We start from the raw sequence: 20,000 nt of genomic DNA, 5'->3' as shown, positions 1-20,000 counted from the left end.
ATAAACGTGATACTTCCTGCAGTTGAGTTTTTATTCTTTTATGATTTTAAATTTCTTTTAACATACTTCGATTTTTAGAACCATTAGAAAGTGTGAAAATCTTTTTAGCAAACAGTCTTGAATATTCCTCCGTAGTTAGACCGTCGAGTAAACTGTGTGATCTTATTGAGTTCTAAAAAAAATCTCCGATCTTCAATAAGGTGCCGGGCGGGCCTTCTCTCTTCTGTATTCTTAAATCGATTTTCGTACTACAAAAAAATATACTAAAAATGAACGATGGATTTTTGTGAAAACGAAGTAGTTCCCACAAATTGTGTCTATTTCGGAATATATGGCTTTTTTTGAAGGGTGCCACATTTGGACGGAACTCCGGCCAATGCAATTGGGAGAGTTTATTTTTAGATTCTCACTGAAATTCACTTGATTGTGGCTTTCTAATGATAAAACTTTCTTTTGCAGCCAGATGAAACGCGCCTATACTCATCCGATTTCGTCGGTAAACTTTCAAGATTATGAATTCCTGGCTAAACTCGCCTGGGAAGAAGATTGTCCCGAGGAAGACATCACTTCCGTTTCACTTTTTTCTACCGATCAAAATGCTACTGCGAGTCTGAATTCAAGAGAACCTGGAATTCTCTGTGGGACTGGTGTATTAGAAGTTTTGAATGCACTTTCGGGAAACAAAATTAGGTCGGAACTTTTTAAAAAGGATTCGGAAAGTTTCCAGGCGGGAGAAACCCTTTTAAAAATAGAAGGAAGTCTCGTTCAAATTCTAAGAATAGAAAGGATTTTACTGAATTTTATACAGTATCTTTCCGGAATTTCCACTACCACTGGAGAAGTAGTCAAAAAATACGGACAAAAGGGTTTGATGATTCTGGATACCCGTAAGACACTTCCCGGTTATCGCAAACTTGCTAAATACGCGGTTTATTGCGGAGGTGGAAGTAATCATAGACTGAATCTTTCTGAAATGGCTATGATTAAGGACAATCATCTTGCGATGTATTCTTCTGCTCTCGAGCCTGTCAGAAAAATCAAATCACGTTTTCCTAATAAACTGGTCGAAGTGGAAATTGATTCCATTTTACAACTTGAAGACGCCATAGCTTCTGGAGCAGAAGTTATTCTTTTAGATAATTTTTCTTTGGAAGATTCTAAAACTGCGTATTCCATTTTGAAACAAAAGGCGCCTAACGTTCTGATTGAATTTTCTGGCGGAATCACTCCTGAAAAACTAGAAGCTCTTTCCGAATTTTCTGGCGCCGGGGTTAGTATGGGTTATCTTACGCATACAACCCGTTTTTTGGATTTGGGTTTGGATATTGAACGGCACTAAAATTATGGGATTTGTAAAAGCTCCTGTTACCAAAGATATGCTTCTCGAAGGAGTTCGTCAAAAACTTGGAGATCACGCGTACGAATCGGTTCAAAAAGCGTATGACGTTTCGGAACGCGCACATCAAGGTCAGTTTCGTCTTTCGGGAGAACCTTATATAGTTCATCCTCTTCAAGTAGGATTTATTCTTTACGAGTTAGGTCTTGACGAGAAGGTAATCTGCGCCGGTCTTCTTCACGACGTCATTGAGGATACGGAATATTCTAGAGAAGATATGATCCGAGACTTTGGAGAAGACATCACAGATCTAGTCGAAGGTGTCACTAAAATCTCCAAAATTAAAAGTCAGTCTAAAGAAACCGAAGCCGCAGAGAATATTCGAAAGATCATCGTTGCAACGATCAAGGATATACGAGTTATTCTTATCAAGCTCGCGGATAAAACCCATAACCTTCGAACTCTTTCCTTTCAACCGCCGGAAAAACAAAGAAGAATCGCTCAAGAAACTCTTTCGTTATACGCTCCAATTGCGGGCCGTTTGGGGATTTACAAAATTAAATCTGAACTAGAAGATCTTGCGTTTCAGATTTTAAATCCGGATGAATATCAAGAAGTAAAGAAGAACATCAATTCTAAAAAATCGGAAAGGGAAGGTTTTATCGAAACTTTGAAGATCATTCTTCTTCAAAGACTTTCCGAAATTCAGATTGAAGCCGACGTGGACGGAAGGGCGAAACATTTTTATTCCATCTATCGTAAGATGAAACTCAAAGAAAAAACTTTCAACGAAATTTTTGATCTTAGAGCGATTCGTATTATTACAAACGAAGTGAAGGATTGTTATGGAGTATTAGGAATTGTGCATACTCTTTGGAACCCGGTTCCGGGTCGTTTTAAGGATTATATCGCGACTCCTAAAACAAACATGTATCAATCTCTTCATACGACTGTGATCGGACCTGATGGAAAACCTTTGGAAGTTCAGATTCGCACAAGAGATATGAATGACATTGCCGAATACGGGATCGCAGCTCATTGGATGTATAAGGAAGGAAAACCTTCTGTTTCGGAAAAAAACGTAAAAGTGAAGTGGCTCGAACTTCTCAGTTCTTGGCAGGATTCTGCTTTGGATCCAAAAGAATTTGTAGAAGAACTTAAATACGATCTTCACGAAGACGAAGTGTTTGTGTTTACTCCAAAAGGTGAAATTCTTCAACTTCCTAAAGGAGCTACAATTTTAGACTTCGCGTTTCGAATTCATACCGATGTGGGTTTAAAAGCCAAAGGTGGTAGGATCAATGGAAGAATGCTTCCTCTTCGTACTGAACTTCGTTCCGGAGATCAAATCGAAATCATCACCGATAAAAGAACAAAACCTTCTCCGATTTGGTTACGTATCGTTAGAACTCCTTCCGCTAGACAAAAATTAAGAAGTTATTTTAGAAAGTTAAGAGAAGAAAGTAAAAAGGATCTTCAACAAGAAGCTGAGTTTGCGGCAGAGATTACGCTTAACGTTGACGTTTTAGAAGAACTTAAGAAAAAACCTTCTTCTAAACCTACTAAACAGATCGATCTGGCTGCGGGTAAAGTAATCGTTGCGGGTCTTCGTGGAATTCCTGTTAGACTTTCCGGTTGTTGTTCTCCTTTGCCGGGGGACGGTATTATTGGGTTTGTGACTCGAGGAAGAGGGGTGAGCATTCATAAAAAAGGATGTGCCACTGCTAAACAACAGGAACAAGAAGAGTCTATGAGAGTGATAACCGTAGAATGGGACTACGGTCAGAATGAATCTATCCCTGTGCTTATCGAGGTGAGATCAAAGGATAGACAAGGTATTTTTATGGAAATTGTAAGATCTATTTCTAATACCCAAACCAATATTAGGGAATCTAAAGCAAGTACGGATCAAAGAGGAAACTTGGTCGCTAGTTTTGAAGTGGACGTAGAACATTTGGATCAACTCAAAGAGATTTTAAGTAATCTCAAACAAATTCCGGACGTATATCAAGCGCATAGAATTAAAAATTAAAAGAGGTAAATACTTGAAAAAAATATTATATTCCATTTTTTGTATCTTGTTTTTTTGTCTTTTTCCCGTTAATTGCGGGGATAAAGAAGAAGTCGAGTCCGTTGTAGTGGAAACACTACCTTGGAAGGGAAATCCAGATTCTATTCCTTTGGCTCTAAGGGTTCAAAATCCTATCGTTTCACCGGATGCAAAAAAGGGCGGAACGTTTCGTATTTACAGCCATCAGTTTCCTAAATCCTTAAATTATTATTTAGATCAGTTTACTACCACGGCCCACATTTTTGGTCTGATGTTTGAACCTCTTTTAGATTATCATCCGATTACTTTGGATCCAATTCCACATCTTGCTTCTTCTTGGAAAATTTCTCCGGATAAAAAGAAGTTTATTTTTAAGATCGATGAAAATGCGTTTTGGTCGGACGGCAAACCAATTACTGCGAATGACGTTTTATTTACTTACGAAACCTTGATGGATAAAAATAACAACACTGCAGTTTTTAGGATCGATCTTTCCCGTTTTGAAAAGCCGGTCATTTTAAACGAAAGAGAAATTGAATTTACTCAAAAAGAAATTCACTGGTCTAACTTCAACACGGTCGCAAATTCTCTTTATATTCTTCCTGCTCATTATTATAAAGATAGAAATTTCGATAAGGAAAATTTTGATTTTCCGGTCGTATCGGGTCCTTATTCCATGCTTTCTGCCAAAAAAGGTCGTTATGTAAAGATGAGAAGAAGGGGTGATTATTGGATGCGCGCTTATCCTTTTTATAAAGGAACGGATAATTTTGACACCATTCTATTCAAAGTTTATAATGAAGAGCCGATCGCTTTTCAAGCATTCAAAAAAGGTGATATAGATATTTATCCTACTTATACAGCCTCTTTTTGGGTAAAAGAAGCGGTGGGCGAGAAGTTTGACGAGAATTACATTCTCAAACAAAAAATTTACAACTCTAAACCGATTGGTTTTCAAGGTTTGGTTTTTAATATGAGAAGGGGAATTTTTTCGGATGTTAAAGTCCGAAAAGCCTTCGCTCATTTAGTGGATCGGAAACTACTCGTCGAAAAATTGGCTTATAACGAATACGAACTGACGAACTCGTTTTATCAGGATCTATGGCCTACAAATTTTTCTCCCAATCCTCCGATCGATTTTGACGTAAAGAAGGCAAGAGAACTACTTTCGGAAGCTGGATGGAAAACGAACTCGAAAGGTATTTTAGAAAAAGATGGAAAAGAATTTAGATTCACTATTTTAGAAAGGGATAAGAAGTCTGAGAAATATCTGACTCCTATTCAAGAAAGGGCTAAAGAAGTTGGAATTATAATCAATTTAGAAACTACGGATCTTGCCGAGTGGAGTTCTAGAATGGATAAGTACGACTTTGATATGACTTGGGCCGCTTGGGGTGGAGGTGTTTTTAAAGATCCAGAAGCGATGTGGTATTCTAAATACGCAGATGAAAAAGGACAACCGAATCTTTCCGGTTTTAAAAACTCAGAAGTGGATAAATTGATTGAACAACAAAGAACCGAGTTTAGTGTTCCAAAACGAAATGAGATTCTTAAAAAGATAGATAAGATATTAACCGCTGAAGTTCCATACGTACTTTTATGGAATACGAGTGCGACTAGGATCATGTATTGGAATCGTTTTCAATTTCCTAAAAATCCTCTTGGAAAATACGGAAGTGAAAAAGAAGCTTCTTCTCTTTGGTGGTTGGATGAAGAACGATCTTCTAAATTGAACGATGCTATTTTAAAAAAGGAAAAGTTATCTTCGGTTCCGGATAAAGTTTACTTTCAATAGATTCAAATTTATGAATAAACGGAATCGACTTGGAGAATTAACTGGTGTTATACGGGATTTTTTAATTTCTCCTAAGATTCCGAATTTTATCGAACTTTTAGAAAAAGGGCTCGATAAAGAACTATTTTACGATCCGGAAAAAACAAAACCGGAAATTCCGATTGAGGATCTTCCGGTTGATTATAGACTTCGTGAATCCGGTTTAATTAGAAAAACATACGAGAAACTTTTTCCGGTTTCTCATCTATTTCGCATAACGCATAGATATGAGCGGGAATATTTAGACAACTTCATGCCTCTTTCCGGCGAAAAATACATAGGGAGAGGTTCTTATAAGTTCGTATACGCGCTTCCTTGGAATCAGGTGGTGAAAGTAGGAAAATCTAAATTACCTTCTGATCCTATTTTTGGTTCTTTACATAAACACGTAAAAAAAAATTTAGACCGTTATCTGAAATCGGAAGAGATTCAACTGATGGATTTTTTAAAATCCAAAGTTTGGACTCGATCCGCTAAAGAGAACATCCATTTTAAATTTTCCCGTTTGGGTTTGGAAAGGTTACATTATTGGAAATTAAAATCTTTGATACCGGATCTAGTGTTGCCTACTCGATATTTTATGGGTCTTAGGATTAGAAGGACTCCGATCGGAATTCCTATCTTGACTCTTACTCCTTGTGATAATCAGAATTTACTTCCCGGAAAACATTTAAAAGAATTCATTCGATTGAATGAAAAAATCCGTCAAAATCCGTTGCAAGACGCTTTTTTTCCTAAATGGAAACTTAACTTTGACACTCATAAGTTCGGGGTGATTAGTCGTTCCAAGTTGAAAAAGATCGCTTTGGATTTTCATCGTGTGATCGAAGTGACTAAACATTTGGCCGATGAGGAAAAGTTGATCTTCGATATTCATTCCGAAAATATAATCATTACGTTTCCTGATTTTTCTTTGAAGATCTTCGACTATCACGTGTTTGACGAACATCTCTACGAACCGAGTAAGGAAAATCCTTCGCCCGAAATAGATCATATTAACACGATCAGGGAATTTGTCCGTTCTTTTGAGTTAGGCTAAAAAAAATTGCGGGGGAGGGCTCCCCCTGAGCGGAGCCAAGGTCTCCGCTCAACCCCCTCTCCGGGAAATTTTTTAGCATAATCCCCGGACCCAAATTTTATTAAATACAATAAAATAAGAATATTCTGATTATTGAATTTGTATATTGCGTTTTTTCTGAATTCAGAATAGTGGTGGATCTGCATTTCTAGAAAACATTGAATAGAATTGTTGAAAAACGAATCCTTCAACCGTTTGTGTTGTATTGAAACGGATGATTGAAGTAGTATTATACTACCCGGACGCATGAAAATAGTACAAGTTATTAATGGCCGAATTTACGAAAAAATAGTAGTACTTAAAAAATGCCGCAAATTCGGGATTTAATGCATTTTAAAGCAGTATCAAAATATTCAAATTTTTGAAACAATCTAACCCAAGTATTCTATTCATGCGTCCGAGTGAGTAGTAATGGTCCCTGTAAAATTGAGTGTCGTTAATTTTATTACAAAACACTGATTCCACGCAAAATATTAGGTACTTTATTATATAGTTATGAGTAATCGCTATTATGGAATTTTTCAATAACTCTATTACAATTTTATACTTTTTGTAGAATACAAAAAAAACAATGAATCGAAGTTATATTATAAAAATTAGATAAAGTAGAAATGAATTTCTACACTCTGAAAGGGGAAAACGATTGCCTAAGGATGTATTTATCTTTTGAAAACTGAACTGTTTCGGTTTGTGTTTTTAAAAGGGATCTGAGATTAATTCAGTACGTTTGGAAAGTTGTACAAAAAACGAATTTTATACGGATCTTGTTTTTCTTTTTACAGAATACACTTCCTTGAAAGAATGGATAGGAATTCAACAAGGAACTTACAGAAATGATCGATCGATATTCCAATCCTGAAATTTCCAAAATCTGGGAATTAGAAAACAAGTTCGAAATTTGGAAAGAAATAGAAATACTCGCCTGCGAAATCAGAATGAAACGAGGCGAGATTCCGCAGGAAGATTTTCAAGAAATCAAATCAAATGCTAAGTTTAAAGTGGATGAAATCCTTGAAATTGAAAGCAAGGTTCATCACGACGTGATCGCGTTTTTGACAAATATGAATTCTTACATCGGGCCTGCGGGAAGACACGTTCATTACGGTCTTACTTCTTCGGATATAGGAGACACGGCTCTTTGTGTTCAGATGGTTCAGGCAATGGATTTGATCCTGAAAAAAACGGATTCGTTGATCGAAGCGGTTCGAGAAAAGGCGATCCAGTATAAAAACCTTCCCTGTATCGGACGTTCTCATGGAATTCACGCCGAGCCTATGACTCTGGGGCTTAAGTTCGCATTATTTTTTGAAGAATTAAATCGAAATAGAAAAAGAATGGCGGACGCAAGAAACGAGATCGCCGTCGGGAAACTTTCCGGAGCCGTAGGAACTTATTCCAACATCGATCCTGAAATTGAAACCTACGTATGTGAGAAGATGGGATTGAGAGTGGACCCGATTGCGACTCAAGTTGTTTCTAGGGATCGTCATGCTTTTTATCTTTCTGTGTTGGGGGTTACCGCTTCTTCTTTGGATCGTATGGCGACCGAGATCCGACTTTTACAAAAGACGGAAGGAAGGGAAGTGGAAGAGCCTTTTTCTGCGGGTCAAAAAGGATCATCTGCAATGCCTCACAAAAGAAATCCTGTAATCTGCGAAAGAATTTCCGGGCTTTCCAGAGTAATTCGTGCAAATGTAAACGTGGGTTTACAAGACGTGGCTCTTTGGCACGAAAGGGATATTTCTCATTCTTCCGCGGAAAGGGTTGTACTTCCGGATTCTACCATCGCTTTAGAATACATTTTGGATAAGATGTTGTTCGTGATCAAAAATCTTCACGTTTATCCGGACGCGATCGAAAGAACGTTAGGCGTCACCCGTGGGCTTATATTTTCACAAAAAGTTTTGTTAGCTCTGATCGAAAAAGGTAAAATCGTAAGAGAAGAAGCGTATTTGATCGTTCAGGAACATGCAATGGCGGTTTGGGCCAATCTTTCTGAAACTTTGAAATCTAGATTGGAAAAAGATGATCGGGTCGGTAGGGTTTTGACTCAAAAAGACTTGGACGACATTTTTAAGATAGAACCTTATTTGGAAAAGATAGGATTGATCTATAAACGATTGGGGCTTGAATAGATGAAAATCGGAATTTTCGGTTTAGGTTATACCGGAATTCGGATCGCGGGCATTTTAAAACCTCAAACTGGGATTGAACTCGAGACGTTTTCCTCGAATACTCAAATTGAAGGAACTTTAATATTCGATTTTTCGAATGTCTTTGCTTTGAAAGAATTTTCTGAAAAGTTTCCGAAAAATAGTTTTGATTTAAGTTTAGTGACCTTCCCGATTCAAAAACTTTCCGATCCGTTCGCCTTTTTGGACGTTTTGTTTTCGGTTAGTAAAAATTCTATTTTGTTTGGAACTACAAGTATTTATCAGAGGTTCCCGGATATTGTGGAATCTACTCCTATTCTCAAAGATCATGATCGTTTTGCGGTGGAAGAAGATTGGCTTGGAAGAGGTGGGAAAATTCTGAGACTTTGTGGTATTTACGGGCCTCTTCGTAATCCAGCAGATTGGATTAGGAAAGGACTCGTGAAAAAAAATTCCAGACAACTCAATCTGATCCACGGAGATGACGTGGCTTTTGCGGTTTCTCTTTTGATTCAAAAGATTCAAATGACCGGATGGGACGTGATTCCGAACGTTCTCAATCTTTCGGACAATCAATGGCATACTTGGAAAGAAATTTTTTCCTTTTTAGAAGAACATAATAAAATTTCGGAAACACCTATTGAGGAATCGATCAAAGAGGATTGTTTTATAGACAGTGAAAAAATTAGAATCTTACTTCCTAATTTACAAACCAAAGATTTTTGGATAGAGTTGGAAGCTTTGGAAGGAATAGTTTATTAGTGAAATTGAATATAAAGTCGATCGTTTTCTATTTCAAGATTTCAGTTTGAATTAAACTTGTAGTGTAGAATGAGTAAGAACAGTCTTGGCACTTACTGTTTTTCGATCTTTTGTATAAAGAGAACGAAGCAAAATTCGAATGGCCAGAGTAAAAAATATAATTTGCAGTAGTTCCCACAGATTAAGTCACATTACGAATTTTTAAACAGTTGTAATGTGTAATAGTTTCTGCATTTTTAAAGTTTTACGGTAAAACCTAAACTTTATGTGAGTTCCCACATTTTCAAAACTAACTGCAAAATCTGCATTTGTAATAGTTCCTACATTTTATTTTTTACGGTAAAATCAAATTTTATAAAACAATCGACTTCTGGAAGAACGATCATGTTTATTTTTACGAAAGCTTTTGAAGCTCAGCAAAACGCTCTCCTAAGGGTTGCGTTTTAGGTCGCGAGTCATTTTAGCTTTGAAATATACGAGTTGCAGTTACGTTCCAAAACTTGATTCATAGTAAGCGATTTGTTAAGTTCAGGAAGTAGTTGCATTGAGTTTTTTATTTGTCTAGATTTTCTTACGTCGAATTCACGTTATTTTAACGTGAGTTCTGTCATGATTCATTTTTCTAAAAAAGGTTGGATCTGAACTTTGTAGATCATTCTTAAAATGTGGGAACTACTGCAAATCACGATTTTACGAATCGATTCTAAAATTGTAGGAATTAATACTTTAAGAGAATTACTTCTCATTTTTTTTTTTTTTTTTTTTTTTTTTTTGAACGACAAACTTTTATTATTTTAGAATAAGTTGATTTTTTAATGTTCTCTTGTTTTGAATAACCAATGCGAAAGTGATACACTGCGTTACTTAGATCGAACTATTTATCCCTATCAAATTGAGTATCTAAATGTTTATCCCAAATGCGGTTTTTGGTAAGTTCGATAAAATCCGAAGTGAAAGCATTGAAGCGTAGGTAAACTCAGCAGAACTCTCTCTCAAACTCAAGCTGTCTCGCTTCTATTGGCGCTCGAAGTAACTCAGCAAAACGCATCGCGTTTTAGATCGCGTTCTAAATTGAAATTAAAGACGATATATAGTATTACGTTTCTTTTATACAATTTATTGACTGGAACTAAAGGGCGTGGTCTGGCAAAGCCGGATTTGCCAAGATTTTCTTCACGAATTCACGTTCAATTTTAATGATTTTCTGAATCATTATAAAATTTAAAAGGGCCGTACTGCTGATATACATCCAAAATATAGAAAAAATCATCTAATCGCGAAAAAAAATCAAAAGGATTTCAAAATAAGCAAGCTTTCATTGAAGTTTAAGTTCATAATCGAATTTATAAGTGCGGGTTTTCTCGCAAGTATTGAAGGTGGGAAAATGGAAGAATTGTTTTCTAAGATAGGTTATTCCGGTCTTTTTGGAATTATTTGGACAAGTTTTTTAATACGTTATTTGCTCTTTTCAGGAATTTCGTTTTGGATCATTTGGGTTGTGTTTGAAAAAAAATTTTTCCACAAACTCATTCAGGGTAAAAAACCTGGAAAGGAAAATATCATTCACGAAGTGAAATATTCTTTTATTACTTTCTTTATATTTGCTTTGTCCGGAATTTTTGTAGTTTGGGCAAAACGAAACGGATACAATCAGATCTACGAAAACGTCGGAGATTACGGAATCCTATATTTGGTTTTGAGCTTATTGGCGCTGATTTTTCTACATGATACTTATTTTTATTGGACGCATCGGATGATGCATCATAAATTTTTATTCAAACATTTTCATCTTGTACATCATAAATCTATAAACCCTTCTCCTTGGGCGGCGTTTTCCTTTCATCCTCTAGAAGCAATCATAGAAGCCGGAATTGTTCCGATTGTATCGTTTGTCCTTCCTCTTCATCCTGGTGTGATGATCGTATTTTTCATTTATATGACCTCGTTAAACGTACTGGGCCATCTTTCTTATGAATTTTTTCCTTTCTGGTTTTTAAGGAATAAGTTCACAAATTGGCATAACACCACCACACATCACAATATGCATCATAAATACTTTAACTGTAATTATTCCCTCTATTTCAACTTTTGGGATAAGATCATGAGAACCAATCACGAAAAATATAAGGAGAAGTTCGAAGAAGTCGCTTCCAGGTCGCCTAACAAAGAATATATATTAGAGAAATCAAAAATTCTTACTTAGAAAAATTGAATTTTCCAAGTAAGAATTAAATCCGTTCCTAAAACTGTGAATCGAATACGTTGTTTTTCTTCGATTTTGGTTTTTCTTTTAATTCCTTTGTATCCTTGTTCTCACTCATTTCTTGCGCTTCAAATTGATCCTTGGGCTTAGGTCGATCCGGTACGGGTGAACTATTCGGTTTTACTGCTTCTTTTCCGTCTTGATTTTCTTTCGGAATCGTTTTGACCACTTCGTTCTTTTTCTCTTCGTCTTTTGCCAATGGACAATATACTTCTACGGTTCTTGAAGTATAAAACGGTCCCGCGAAAAAATGGATCATGGTATCCGGAATCGAACGGACCATCTTCACTTCTCCAGGGTTATCCTGACACGAAGCTTCTTCGCTATCCGATAAGGAATAGATTCCGAAAAAAGTGTTTGCTTGTTTATTTCTTTTTTCCGGTGGAGGAGGTGCGTGGAGAGAAGACAATGGTTTAGAATTTTCCTTATGAACGATCACGGTAGAATGACAGTTCATAAAAAAACAAATCGTGAAACTGAAACCTAAAATTTTGATTAAGGATAACATTCTACCTCCAAGGTCTGAGGAGAATAGATCGTAAGAGTCAATTGTTCCCAGACCGCGTCCCAAAAAGAAGTAAACTGATGCGCGGATCTTGGCCCTTCCGGACAATATTTGATTACCTCCACTATTTGTTCTGTAGGCAACAGCCCAAAAAAATAATAGTTCTGGCGAATTGTATGTATCTTGCCAGGCATTTCTCTTTTAGTCCTTTTCTCTTCCATTATACGTTTACATTCGTTTGAATATTGATTAATCTGACAAACCTCTGGGGTCGTTTGTGGAAAACGAACCCAAGCGTGTCTACATTCCACCAAAAAAAGAACGAAAATAATAAATATCAGTATTTTAAAATTTTTTACTTTTATAATATTCTTCATTTTGAATCCTCCTTAATTTTGTTGACGATACGTCCGAACAGAAACGTTACTTTTTCCAGCGCTTACGTAGATATAATTGATACTTCCGGAAGGTACGGATACGGCCGAGTAAATTTGTTGAACGTTAGTCGCATCTGTGAGACCGTTCCCGGCGATTTGACTCCAAGACGCAGAGGATGATCCCGGGTTGGCTACGTTGGTTCTATAAATTCTGATTCCGTTTGGATTATCATATCCTATGTAAAGATAGGATCCGTTTTTCATCACCATGGTGATCGTTCGGTTTGTAGAATCTCCCATGTTTGTGATTCCGGTTCCGTCGTCGCCTACGACCGACCAATCCGCTGCATCACATTCGCTCGTGTTTCCTGAAATTGTAGGATCACATTTCCAAAGTTGTGCCCTTCGATTTGTAGTTGTTCCGTCTGTACATCCTGTTACGGTTCCTGGATTGGTTCTGATTCCAGTCGCTTGAGAACTTTGAATACAAATGGTTCTAGTTACATAAAGGTTATTGTTGAACTCGGCAAATTGTGCAAACGCCTTATCTCCCGGAATCAGATTATAAAATTGATTTAACTCTAAAGAGAACCAGTTGTTTGTGGGACTGTTGTGCCATTTCGTGTTGGTTCTAGGTCCAATTTCCACCCAGTTAGAACAAGAGTCCGGTCCGGTACAAGCCGCGGTTGGATCTGCAGTTGTAGAACGTATTATGGAACCGTTATGTCCTACCGCGTGTAATCCTCCGTTTGCAGCATAGATACGATTTTTAAATACGAACATGGAATCGACTCCGATATAATACGCCCAGTTTGGATGTGCATTATTATTAATTCCTAATAAACCGGTGGACGGTCCTCCGAAGTAAGGAAGGAAATCGATCCGGATTCTTTTTCCTTTGGTTCCGTCAAACGCGTCGCAGTTGGAGCCTGGAGTACAAAATCCAGTTCCTGAGTCCGCTGAGTTAAACGTTACAAATCCAAAATCGGGTGCATTAAGTCCTCCGAACAATCCGATTCCGTCGTTGCTTGACTTTGCAAAACCTGCAAACACTCTATTATTGAGTACAGTAAGCGAAGAAGTTCCGGCGGTTAAAGTTCCGGTGATCGATCCTAGATCTATATATTTGAAACTTGTATTAGTAGAAGTGTCTGCGGAGTAATACAGATAATCAAATAAGTATTGTCCCAGTCCGTCCGCTACGGTTTTTGCACCTGCAACAAATAGATAGGAGACGCTGGAAAGAATTCCAGTAGCGAATACTCCTCTTCCGTTTTCGTTATCCGGACCACATCCTAGAGAAAGAGTTCCGTTGTTTGTAGTACATCCGGAGTGTCCTAATGTAACGTAAGGCGGAACTGAGATCGAATTCTCTCTGGAAGAAGCTGAGTTTGAACTTACGTTAGTCGCGTCACCGTCTTGAGCGGTTGTGTCTTTTTCAAAGGAGAATTGAACTGATTCTGGAACACTTCCATCATAGGCAAATCGAAGCGCTCCGTTCCCGGAATTGTTTGGTCCTGAATAGATCTTAGAGTTAAAATCGATTAGATAACCGAACGTGGATGAGTTTGGATCGATGGAAATCGGTCCGTCTGCAAAGTTGACCGGAGACGTTCCACATCCTAAAAAGGAAGCCCTGTCTCTGGGAGAAGATTGAAGATTCTCTGTATCCAAAGAATTTCGGATTGATCCCCAGCTTGAGTTGTCAAATCCGTCTCCGTCTACGGAATCCGCAGTGATGATTGTATATTGTGCTCCGGTTTGTACTAAATTATGAATTACGCATACTTTTGCGGAATCTGCAGTTGCTCCGTTACAAATAATTCCATCTAACACCTTTACGCTGTTAATCGTTCCAAGATCGCTTGCTCCGGAAATTTTGTAACGATTAGAACATTCTGCAGAACCGGTACATTCTGCGGAACCGGCGACATTGTTTCCAGATTTAGGAGCCTTAGAGAAATTCAAAATCACGGAATTGGAATTTGCACAGGAGGCGGATACGATTTTGATTTGTTCCTGTCCTAAGAAGTCTCCGTAGTTTGCACAACCCAAATTGTTTGGGGTTGTAGAAAGATCTTGTATTCCCGATTTGTTCACTAAAATCGTATAAGGTGCGTTAGACGTTTGTGAAGAACCTAGAGTTAGAACAAACACAGATCCGCTTCCACTCACTGAGGAAACGGTAATCACAGAAGAGGTAGAAGTAAAGTTGCTGTTGTCTGAACAACTTCCGGTTACGGAAGAAGTAAGAGCCAGTTTGTAATTGGCCGCGGTTTTTGCCTGGGTTTCGTTTACGTTTTCGGAATATGTAATTCTTAGAGTAGTAGGAGTTAAGGCGACTACGTTTGTGATCGTAGGTGCTATCGTATCTAAAAAGATTATAGTCAAAGAAGTGTTTCCGCTGATACTTCCCAAAGTCGCAGTGATCGTTATGGCACCGGCAGCAATTCCTGTAGCCCTACCTTCTATTCCGAAGGCGTTGCTGATTGTTCCCAAGGTTGTATCGGAAGAAGTCCAGGTGACTTGAGTTGTAAGATCCTGCATCGTTCCGTCAGAATACGTTCCAGTAGCCATAAAATTTTTGGTTTGTGTCATATAAACAAAACTATTGGTAGGACCTACCGAAAGAGAAACCAATACGGCGGCCGTAACCGTCAAACTCGTAGAATTAGAAATTCCTCCAAGAGTTGCGGTAATTGTGGAAGTTCCCGTGCCTACAGCCGTAGCTAAACCTTCGTGTCCGCTTGCATTGCTGATCGTAGCGATCGAAACGCTGGAAGAAGTCCAGGTAACCTGAGAGGTAACGTCTAACGTGCTAAAATCTGAATATACTCCGATCGCGGTGTAGGCCTTGGTGTTTCCTTTGGCTACACTAATGTCCGCCGGAGAAACCTGGATCGAATTCAGAACCGCAGATGTAACGGTTACGTTTGTGGTCTGACTATACGTTCCTCCTAAAGACGCGGAGATATTTGTAGAACCAGTATCGACCGCGGCCATTCTTCCTTGAGTTCCGTTTGCATTGCTGATCGTAGCGGTAGAAGTATTGGAAGAATTCCAAGTGACTTGAGTGGTCAGGTCTCTAGAAGAACCATCTGTATAATAACCGGTCGCTACAAAGTCTTGATTTAATCCTTTTGCGATGTTGAAGGAAGAGGTGGGAGCGATCGTGATACTTGTTAAGGTTGCGTTTGTAACCGTTAATACACTTGGATCAGAAGTAGTGGCGCCCAGACTCGCGCTGATATTGGTGGATCCAGTTTGAAGAGTAGTAGCTTTACCGTTGGTTCCGGAAGCGTTGCTGATCGTGGCAACAGCAGGATTGGAAGACGCCCAAGTAACGGAATCGGTTAGATTCTGATTGCTACCATCTGAGTAAACTCCGGTTGCAGTAAAATTTTGAGTCAGACCGTTGGCAACGCTCGGATGTGTAGGATCGATTTGAATGCTGGTTAAACTTGGAGCGATTACTGTAAGATCGGCGTATCCGCTCACACCTCCTAACGTTGCAGTGATCCTTGAGGTTCCAGTGGTACTGTTTCCATTTGCGGGAGAATTCATCAGTTTCTTTTTAGGACCGGTTTCTAAAACTCCTAGCTGGATCACGTTTGTTTGTGAACTATCCCAAATAACTTGATCACTAATATTCAAATTGCTTCCGTCTGAAAAAACACCCGTCGCGATTGCTCTTGTAGAAGTTCCTTTTGCAATCGGAGAATCTTCCAGAGTTACTTGAATTGAATCTAAAACCGCTGCACTTACCGTAAAATTGATAGCAGAAGAAGTTCCGCCTAATGTGGCACTGATCTGAGTGTTACCTTGTGCAACACCTGTCGTCTGCCCCTGTCTACCTGAGGCGTTGTCTACGGAAACGATGGAAGAATCCGTACTCGTCCAAGCGACGGAGGTAGTTAAATCTTGGTTACTTCCGTCAGAATAAGTTCCGGTTGCAGTAAGGTTCAAACTTCTTCCTACTGCTACGGAAGGAAGAGACGGAGTAATCGTGATCGAATTTAAAACCGCGTTTGTGACCGTAAGAGTGGTAGCGGAAGAAGTAACCGCACCTAACGTTGCTGATATGTTCGTAGTTCCGACAGAAGAGCCCAAGGCAATTCCTTGAGTTCCGTTTGCGTTGCTGATTGTAGCTCTGTTCGTGTTGGAAGAATTCCAAGTTACTTGAGAGGTCAGATTTTGATTACTTCCATCCGTATAAACTCCGGTCGCCGTAAAAGGAACGGTAAGTCCTGAAGATACCGAAGGATTTGTGGGTGACACTTCGATAGAAACTAAAGTTGCTGCATTGACCGAGATGTCGGTATATGAGGAGATTGCTTCTAAAGTTGCGGTGATCCTTGCTGTACCTAGGCCTCCGGAAGAAGGAGATTGTATTTCTCTTTTGGGAACTGCATTTAAATTAGATATTTGTAATATTGAAGAATTAGAGCTGTTCCAGGCAACTTGATCACTTATGTTTTGAGAAGAACCGTCCGAGTAGACTCCTATCGCTTGTACAAACGTAGACGTACCTCGAGCTATCGAATGGGAATCGGAAACCACTTGAATCGATTCTAAAGTGGCGTTGGTAACATTTAAAGAAACCGTAATATCTACTCCACCGATGGCGGCGGTGATGTTCGTACTACCAACTCCGACTCCGGAAATTCTTCCGGATAAACCGCCTGAGTTATCTGCGGTAGCTACACTTGTTAAGGAACTGGACCAAGTTACTTGGTTGGTAATGTCGGAAACTGTACCATCCGAAAAAACTCCGGTGGCGGTAAGATATAATGTCCTTCCATTGGCTACGCTTGGATTTGCAGGAGTGATCGTAATACTAGTAAGAACTGCGGAAGTGACGTTTACTAGTGTCTGTCCGGTAATTCCGCCTAACGTTGCCGTGATGTTTGCTGAACCGGTTGATTGAGTAGTAAGCATACCTTTGGCGGATGTAGAATTATCGATCGTAGCAACGGAAGTATTTAAAGAAGCCCAGGAAACCTGATTTGTTAAATCTTGAGTGGACTGATTGCTGTAGGTTCCGATTGCTGTGTACTGTTGGACCTTGCCAAGAGGATAACTTGAGTTGGCAGGAGTCACTGAGATCGAGCTAAGGGTTGCCGCACTTACGGTCACATTCAAACTGGAGGTTTTACTTCCATAAGAAGTGGTAATAAAAGTGTTACCTGGAGAAAGTCCGGAAACTAAACCTGTGGTGTTTACACCTGCAATAGAAGATTGGGTTACGTTCCAGGCCGCGCTTGGATCGGAAGTTAAAACCTGAGTACTACCGTCCGAAAAAATTCCTTCTAATTTACATTGACGATCGATTCCAACAGGTAATGGACTACCTTGGTTCACACAAGTTACGGTCAGATCGGACAAAACAGCGGATGTAACGGTTAACGTTGTAGTTGCGTTTTTTCCTTGAAAGGATACATTAACGTTTCCAGAACCTAGATTCATTCCTTTGAATTGAGATTGTGTTAATAGCTTGAGAATGCTCGAATCCGTAGAGGACCAGGATCCTTCCGAAGAAATATCTCGGTGAGTATTGTCTTTATAGATGGCTGTGGCGTTTAGATGTAAAGTAGTACCTCGAGCTAAATTTGAGTTCGGTACGGAAATTTCGATCCGATCTAACTCTGCCTCGGATGGCTCCGATTCGAGCGGATTATCTATTCCTAAAAAAAGCATCCAAAGTGAATTGTTTGCTCCGCTTTTTTTACCTGCTAATAAACCAGGTGTGCCTGAAAAAATTGGCCAGGCCGCGCAACTTTCCAAAAAAAATAGGCTGAATGTTAGAAAAAGAATAAAAGTAAACTGAAGAAAAGGCCACGTTTTTTTATCTCTGAGTTTGTTGATATGTTTAGTCATCGTTATAAACCTTTTGTAAAAGACTTAAAAATACGACATCAAGAGGATGTTGACTTTAAAGGGCTGAAATTAAAACATAAATAATACTTTAACATCCTAAATAGCATACTATCATAATATTGTTATAACATTGTGTTTGTTTATTTTATGACTCAAAGAATATGTAAAAATTTTACAAAGTAAATAATTTTTTGACAAAAATTTCATAAAAACGATTCTGCAAATCAAAATCGAACCCAAACGTTAAGTATTATGGCAATTGTAAACAACGTGTGAGGAAAAACGAAAGTTTCTTTGATCGCTTTAGTAGGAAAAAATATTAAGCGACTTAAAAAAATGATTCAGGACTACATAATAAAGTAACTATCTAATAGTTTACGCTTTAAGCATGTGGATTCAGGAAAAAAAAATCTGGTGAATAAAAAGCTCAATGTTTAAGGTTGCTTCTTAAACTAAAGCACAACGCTCTCTATCATAACCTTACCCACAAGTATTTAGATTTCAATATTAAATCTGTGGGAATTACGACAAATCCTCTGTAAAACTGAGTTCCCGCCCTTATTTTTGGGTGGGGGCGGAGGTGGAGAAATTCGGAAGACTTTTCTCTATCAGAAAAACATGCTTTTTGCAAGTAAAAAGACTCATTCTTGTCGGAACACTTGAAAAATGTGCGTTTTTGAGCCTTCTTATTCTAAAATCCTATTCAACTTGTGGGTAAGGTTATGGCTCTCTATGGATCGCGTTTGAAACTCAGTAAAACGCTCTCTATGGATCGCGTTTGAAACTCAGTAAAACGCTCTCTATGGATCGCGTTTTAGGATTTAGATAAGAATTGTTTTATACGTTATATCAGTTATAGTTAAAGATTATTAATTTTGATTTCATTGTCAGGGATGTTATCACTACAACAAACATTCAGATGTGATGTTTTTATGAGAACTCCATATTTGATTAGAAATTTCTAAAGGATTATCGTTTATGTTTTTCGAGGTTTTGAGACATAGCTTTATTATAAAATATTAAATGAAGACTTGAAAAGAAGAGATAACTCCTACAAATTACGTCGCATTACACATTTTTAAATATTCAATTTTAGTGATTAGAGTTCCTGCATTTTTAAAATTTATCTGTAAAATTTAAATTTGTGAAAAAAAGTCGTTACGGATTCAGTCTTTCAAACGAATCCTTTTATCATCGAAATTTTTTATAGTAGTTCCCACATTTTAGTGCTTATGCGAAAAAATTAAGTTTTATAAAGCGGATTTCTTATACTCGAACAAGTTATTTGAACCTAAATTAACGTGAGCAGGGTGTAAGAAAATAAGAAAGAATTTTCTAAAAGTAGTAGTTCCCACATTTTAGAAAAAAATCTGCAGGTTCAGATTCCAATTTTTTTTCAGAAAAATGAATCATGGATTTCTTTACGAACTCACGTTAAAATATAAATTTGTGGTAGATTAAGTCGCATTACAGATCTTTAAACATTCATTTTTTGTGACTCGAGTTGGGGAGTTCCTCATTTTATTTTTTATGGAAAGATCAGGTTTTTATAAAACGAATCTCTTACGCCCTGCTCACGTTAAATTAGAAGACTCCACGTTCGTTGTGTTTTCAGACTTGAAACAATAGATCGGTTTGTTCTTATTTTTAGTTCTTCTGAAATAAAACTGGATTCTAAGTTTTCTAAATCTTAGTAATTGAATCACTTCTGGCGGTAATGTATTTTTAAAAAATGTGATTCTTTTTTATCCTGAAAAGTTTCTCG

The 20,000-nt window shown here is 38.1% G+C and carries 11 protein-coding genes and 1 pseudogene; 8 read left to right on the top strand and 4 right to left on the bottom strand.

The window, feature by feature from the left end; genetic code table 11:
* The first annotated feature begins 424 nt into the window (after nt 1–424).
* From nadC to LEP1GSC049_RS215700, 6 genes are all read left to right on the top strand, one after another.
* Nucleotides 425–1,339, top strand: a complete 915-nt coding sequence (gene nadC / locus LEP1GSC049_RS215675) for a carboxylating nicotinate-nucleotide diphosphorylase (protein ID WP_004750465.1) — start codon at nt 425–427, stop codon at nt 1,337–1,339.
* A 4-nt stretch (nt 1,340–1,343) separates the two neighbouring features.
* On the top strand, nt 1,344–3,368 hold the full coding sequence (locus LEP1GSC049_RS215680) for a RelA/SpoT family protein (protein ID WP_004750649.1): 2,025 nt from the start codon (nt 1,344–1,346) through the stop codon (nt 3,366–3,368).
* Between the two features lie 13 nt (nt 3,369–3,381).
* The gene (locus LEP1GSC049_RS215685; RefSeq protein ID WP_004750832.1) at nt 3,382–5,181 is read left to right on the top strand and encodes an extracellular solute-binding protein; all 1,800 of its coding nucleotides are present in this window, start codon (nt 3,382–3,384) and stop codon (nt 5,179–5,181) included.
* Nucleotides 5,182–5,191: 10 nt separating this feature from the next.
* On the top strand, nt 5,192–6,259 hold the full coding sequence (locus tag LEP1GSC049_RS215690) for a hypothetical protein (protein ID WP_004750301.1): 1,068 nt from the start codon (nt 5,192–5,194) through the stop codon (nt 6,257–6,259).
* 872 nt (nt 6,260–7,131) lie between these two features.
* Nucleotides 7,132–8,433 carry an adenylosuccinate lyase gene (gene purB / locus LEP1GSC049_RS215695; protein WP_004759590.1) on the top strand — a complete coding sequence of 434 codons (1,302 nt, stop codon included), beginning with the start codon at nt 7,132–7,134 and terminating at the stop codon, nt 8,431–8,433.
* Nucleotides 8,434–9,213, top strand: a complete 780-nt coding sequence (locus tag LEP1GSC049_RS215700) for a Rossmann-fold NAD(P)-binding domain-containing protein (RefSeq protein ID WP_016560766.1) — start codon at nt 8,434–8,436, stop codon at nt 9,211–9,213.
* A 614-nt stretch (nt 9,214–9,827) separates the two neighbouring features.
* Here LEP1GSC049_RS215700 and LEP1GSC049_RS2000000228945 read toward each other — a convergent pair.
* Nucleotides 9,828–9,959, bottom strand: coding sequence for a hypothetical protein (locus LEP1GSC049_RS2000000228945; protein WP_004762870.1), 132 nt, complete (start codon nt 9,957–9,959; stop codon nt 9,828–9,830).
* Nucleotides 9,960–10,597: 638 nt separating this feature from the next.
* Between LEP1GSC049_RS2000000228945 and LEP1GSC049_RS215705 the strand changes: the two genes are divergently transcribed.
* The gene (locus tag LEP1GSC049_RS215705; RefSeq protein ID WP_004775661.1) at nt 10,598–11,416 is read left to right on the top strand and encodes a sterol desaturase family protein; all 819 of its coding nucleotides are present in this window, start codon (nt 10,598–10,600) and stop codon (nt 11,414–11,416) included.
* Nucleotides 11,417–11,453: 37 nt separating this feature from the next.
* On the opposite strand, the gene LEP1GSC049_RS215710 is transcribed toward LEP1GSC049_RS215705, so the two are convergent.
* The 3 genes from LEP1GSC049_RS215710 to LEP1GSC049_RS215720 are packed head-to-tail and all read right to left on the bottom strand — an operon-like array spanning nt 11,454 to nt 18,235.
* Nucleotides 11,454–11,984 carry an LIC_10461 domain-containing protein gene (locus LEP1GSC049_RS215710; RefSeq protein ID WP_004759620.1) on the bottom strand — a complete coding sequence of 177 codons (531 nt, stop codon included), beginning with the start codon at nt 11,982–11,984 and terminating at the stop codon, nt 11,454–11,456.
* The gene (locus LEP1GSC049_RS215715; RefSeq protein WP_004750367.1) at nt 11,972–12,358 is read right to left on the bottom strand and encodes a Bor/Iss family lipoprotein; all 387 of its coding nucleotides are present in this window, start codon (nt 12,356–12,358) and stop codon (nt 11,972–11,974) included. Before LEP1GSC049_RS215715 ends, LEP1GSC049_RS215710 begins: the two co-directional genes overlap by 13 nt.
* A 12-nt stretch (nt 12,359–12,370) precedes the next feature.
* Entirely contained in the window at nt 12,371–18,235 is a 5,865-nt protein-coding gene (locus LEP1GSC049_RS215720; protein WP_016560800.1) for a beta strand repeat-containing protein, read from the bottom strand.
* A gap of 470 nt (nt 18,236–18,705) precedes the next feature.
* Between LEP1GSC049_RS215720 and LEP1GSC049_RS2000000229360 the strand changes: the two are divergent.
* A pseudogene (locus LEP1GSC049_RS2000000229360) lies at nt 18,706–18,777 on the top strand (Imm7 family immunity protein); the annotation flags it as partial.
* Nucleotides 18,778–20,000: the final 1,223 nt, after the last annotated feature.

The organism is Leptospira kirschneri serovar Cynopteri str. 3522 CT, from assembly GCF_000243695.2.
In the GTDB taxonomy this organism is placed as follows: Bacteria; Spirochaetota; Leptospiria; order Leptospirales; family Leptospiraceae; genus Leptospira; species Leptospira kirschneri.
Note: the sequence above shows the minus strand (reverse complement) of the source record. Positions and strands in the feature narration are given on the sequence as shown.